This is a genomic window from Micromonospora sp. KC207 (assembly GCF_004348615.1).
Taxonomy (GTDB): domain Bacteria; phylum Actinomycetota; class Actinomycetes; order Mycobacteriales; family Micromonosporaceae; genus Micromonospora.
Genome location: NZ_SMKJ01000448.1, coordinates 1 through 3,577 on the forward strand (window position 1 = coordinate 1; position 3,577 = coordinate 3,577).

4 protein-coding genes are annotated in these 3,577 nt (G+C 73.0%); 1 reads left to right on the top strand and 3 read right to left on the bottom strand.

The window, feature by feature from the left end; genetic code table 11:
• Positions 1-430 (top strand): TetR/AcrR family transcriptional regulator (locus tag E1258_RS31025; protein WP_132407352.1); only part of this gene is annotated, 430 nt, incomplete at its 5' end.
• Positions 431-498: 68 nt separating this feature from the next.
• Here the strand turns inward: E1258_RS31025 and E1258_RS31030 are convergent.
• The 3 genes from E1258_RS31030 to ffh all read right to left on the bottom strand — a co-directional run bounded on the left by E1258_RS31030 (position 499) and on the right by ffh (position 3,452).
• Positions 499-1,578, bottom strand: coding sequence for an amidohydrolase family protein (locus tag E1258_RS31030; RefSeq protein WP_132407354.1), 1,080 nt, complete (start codon positions 1,576-1,578; stop codon positions 499-501).
• Between the two features lie 10 nt (positions 1,579-1,588).
• Positions 1,589-1,807 (bottom strand): hypothetical protein, encoded by a 219-nt coding sequence (locus E1258_RS31035; protein WP_243715799.1) that lies wholly within the window; start codon positions 1,805-1,807, stop codon positions 1,589-1,591.
• A 61-nt stretch (positions 1,808-1,868) separates the two neighbouring features.
• Positions 1,869-3,452, bottom strand: a complete 1,584-nt coding sequence (gene ffh, locus E1258_RS31040) for a signal recognition particle protein (RefSeq protein ID WP_132407356.1) — start codon at positions 3,450-3,452, stop codon at positions 1,869-1,871.
• Positions 3,453-3,577: the final 125 nt, after the last annotated feature.

Below are 3,577 nucleotides of genomic sequence, written 5' to 3' on the forward strand. Positions count from 1 at the left end.
GGCCGAGGCGCTGGCCCAGCGCGAGGTGAACCGGTTCGTCGCCGACGTGCGAACCCGCCTCGACGAGCACGGCGACGACCTGCGGGCGGCGGCGTACGCGGCGATCGCGCACACCCTCGCGGCGGCGGCCGACAACCCGCTGATCAAGGCGATCCTGACCAGCGCCCGGGGCGGGTCGGACGAGCTGCTGCCGTACCTGACGACCCGGGCCGGACTGGTGCTCACCGAGTCGACCGGCGCGCTGCTGGAGTGGGCCGGCGGCCACCTGCCCGCCGCTGACCCGGCCGCCCTGGCCTTCGCCGCCGACACCATCGTCCGGCTGGTGGTCAGCCACATCGTGCTGCCCCGCTCCCCAGTCGAGCAGACCGCCGACGCGCTGGCCACGCTGGCTCTCCGGCTCTTCACGGCCGCCGCCGTCCCGCACTCCTGACCCGACCCTCGGGTGCGCCGCCCGTCGGGTGGCGCGGAGCGTGGCCCGACGGCCGTCGGGCCGTGGGATCAGGTGACGACCCGGCCGCGCAGGACGATGCGGGACGGGGTGCGGACCACGCGCAGGTCGCGGCGCGGGTCGGTGGGGTAGACCGTGAGGTCCGCCAGGCCGCCCTCGACCAGGCCGGGGAAGCCGAGCCACTCCCGGGCCCGCCAGGAGGCGGCGGCGAGAACGTCCACCGCCGCCATGCCGGCCCGCTCGTGCAGCAGCAGCATCTCCTCGGCGGCCAGCCCGTGGTCGATGCCGCCGCCGGCGTCCGTGCCGACGTAGATCGGCACCCCCGCCTCGTACGCCGCCCGGACCACCTCGGGGAAGCGGTCGCGCAGGGCGAGCATGTGGTTGGCGTACCCGGGGAACTTCGCGCGGGCCTGCTCGGCGATCCCGCCGAAGGTCCGGATATTGATCATCGTGGGGACCAGGGCGGTGCCCTGCCGGGCCATCAGGTCGATCAGGTCGAGACTCAGCCCGGTGCCGTGCTCGACGGAGTCCACCCCGGCCCGCACCATGATCTCGACGGCGGACTCGGAGAAGGTGTGCACCGCCGCCCGGACCCCGGCGGCGTGCGCGGCGGCGACGGCGGCGGTCATCGTGTCGGCGTCCCAGGCGGGCGCGAGGTCGCCGGCGTCCCGGTCGATCCAGTCGCCGACCAGCTTGACCCAGCCGTTGCCGGCGGCGGCCTGCGCGGCGACGGTGGCGGCCACCTGCGCGGCGTCGACCTCGATCCCGATGCCGCGCAGGTAGCGGCGCGGCGGGGCGACGTGCCGGCCCGCGCGGGCCAGTCGCGGCAGCTCCGGGTCGTCGTCGAGTTCGGGGTACGGGTACGGCGAGCCGGCGTCCCGGATCGCGAGGACCCCGGCGTCGATGTCGATCCGGGCCGCCACGCGGGCCTGGTCGAGGGCGGTGATCGGGGCACCGCCCCGGGCGATGCCGAGGTGACAGTGGGCGTCGGTCAGCCCGGGGAGCACGAAGCCCCCGTCGACGATCGTCTCCGCGCCGGGCACCGGTTCGAAGGTCACCCGGTCGCCGACCAGCCACAGGTCCTGGACCTCGTCGTCCGGCAGGAGCACACCCCGCACATGCAGAGCCATGCGCACAGTCCTACCCGATCGCTCGCCGTCCGTGGCGAGCGGGCCGTCCCGGCGGGTGGTCGACTTCGAGAGCAAGTAGCAGACGGACACAGAAGTCCTGGTGCACGGCAGTCGGCGACGGCACGGTCAACCTTCCGTTGATCAGTTCGTACGGAAGGTCCTTCGGCAGGTTGCCGAGGTCGTCGACCGTCCACTCGTGCCGTTCGGGCAAGATGGGCGCTGCGGTCATGACACCTCCCTCCAGGGGGCGACGACCACCCTGAGCGCCGACACCGTCGCCCCGACACGCGTCAGCGGGGACGCTTGTCGTCCTTGCCGAGCTTGTTGAAGTCGATCTTCGGGAGCTTGAAGCCGGGCGGCAGACCCTGGCCGCCGGCCAGGTCGTTCGGGTCCAGGCCCGGCGGGAGCTGCGGCATGCCGCCCGGGAACCCGCCCGGCATTCCCCCGACAGCGCCCCGCGCGCCGACGCCGCTCTGCGCACCCCCGCGCGGACGCTGCCCGCCCTTCGTGCCCTTGCGCTTGTTCTTCGGCGACTTGGTCGCCTTGCGCCGGCCGCCGCCGGGCAGGCCCATCATGCCGCCCATCTGCTTCATCATCTTCTGCGCGTCGGCGAAGCGGTTGAGCAGCTGGTTGACGTCCATCACGGTGACGCCCGAGCCGCCGGCGATGCGGGCCCGGCGCGACCCGTTGATGATCTTCGGGTTGGTGCGCTCGGCCGGGGTCATCGACCGGATGATCGCGGTGACCCGGTCGAAATGCTTGTCGTCCAGCTCGGCGAGCTGGTCCTTCATCTGCCCCATGCCGGGCATCATGGCCAGCACGTTGGCGATCGGGCCCATCCGGCGCACCGCGATGAGCTGGTCGAGGAAGTCCTCCAGGGTGAACTGCTCGCCGCCCATCAGCTTGGCGGTCATCTTCTCCTTCTGATCGGTGTCGAAGGCCGCCTCGGCCTGCTCGATCAGAGTGAGGACATCGCCCATGCCGAGGATCCGGCTGGCCATCCGGTCGGGGTGGAAGACGTCGAAGTCCTCCAGCTTCTCGCCGGTGGAGGCGAAGAGGATCGGCTGCCCGGTCACCTCGCGGACCGACAGCGCGGCGCCGCCCCGGGCGTCGCCGTCGAGCTTCGACAGCACCACGCCGGTGATGCCGACGCCGTCGCGGAACGCCTCGGCGGTGCGCACGGCGTCCTGACCGACCATCGCGTCGATGACGAAGACGACCTCGTCGGGGTTCACCGCGTCGCGGATGTCGGCGGCCTGCCGCATCATCTCGGCGTCGATGCCGAGCCGGCCGGCGGTGTCGACGATGACGATGTCCCGGGCGGCCCGCTTCGCGTGCTCGATCGAGGCCCGGGCCACCTGGACGGGGTCGCCGGTGCCGTTGCCGGGCTCCGGGGCGTACACCTCGACGCCGGCCCGGCCGCCGAGCACCTGGAGCTGCCCGACGGCGTTGGGGCGCTGGAGGTCGGCGGCGACCAGCAGCGGCTGGTGGCCCTGGGCCTTGAGCCAGCGGGCCAGCTTGCCGGCCAAAGTCGTCTTGCCGGAGCCCTGGAGGCCGGCGAGCATGATCACCGTCGGCGGCTGCTTGGCGAACTGCAGCCGTCGCCCCTCGCCGCCGAGGACGTTGATCAGCTCCTCGTTGACGATCTTGACGATCTGCTGCGCCGGGTTCAGCGCCTGGGAGACCTCCGCGCCGCGCGCCCGCTCCTTGACGTTCGCGATGAAGCCCTTGACCACCGGTAGGGCGACGTCGGCCTCCAGCAGCGCCAGGCGGATCTCGCGCGCCGTGGCGTCGATGTCGGCGTCCGTGAGCCGGCCCTTGCCGCGGAGCTTGGTGAAGATCCCGGAGAGGCGGTCACTCAAGGTGTCAAACACGCGAACATCCCGTTTGTCAGTGTTCCGGCGGGCACAACGCGGCCGGGCGCAGGTGTCCGGCCATGGCTAGGGTAGCCCGCCGCCCACACCCGCGCTCCGGCCCGCCCGCACCGGCGCCCCGGATC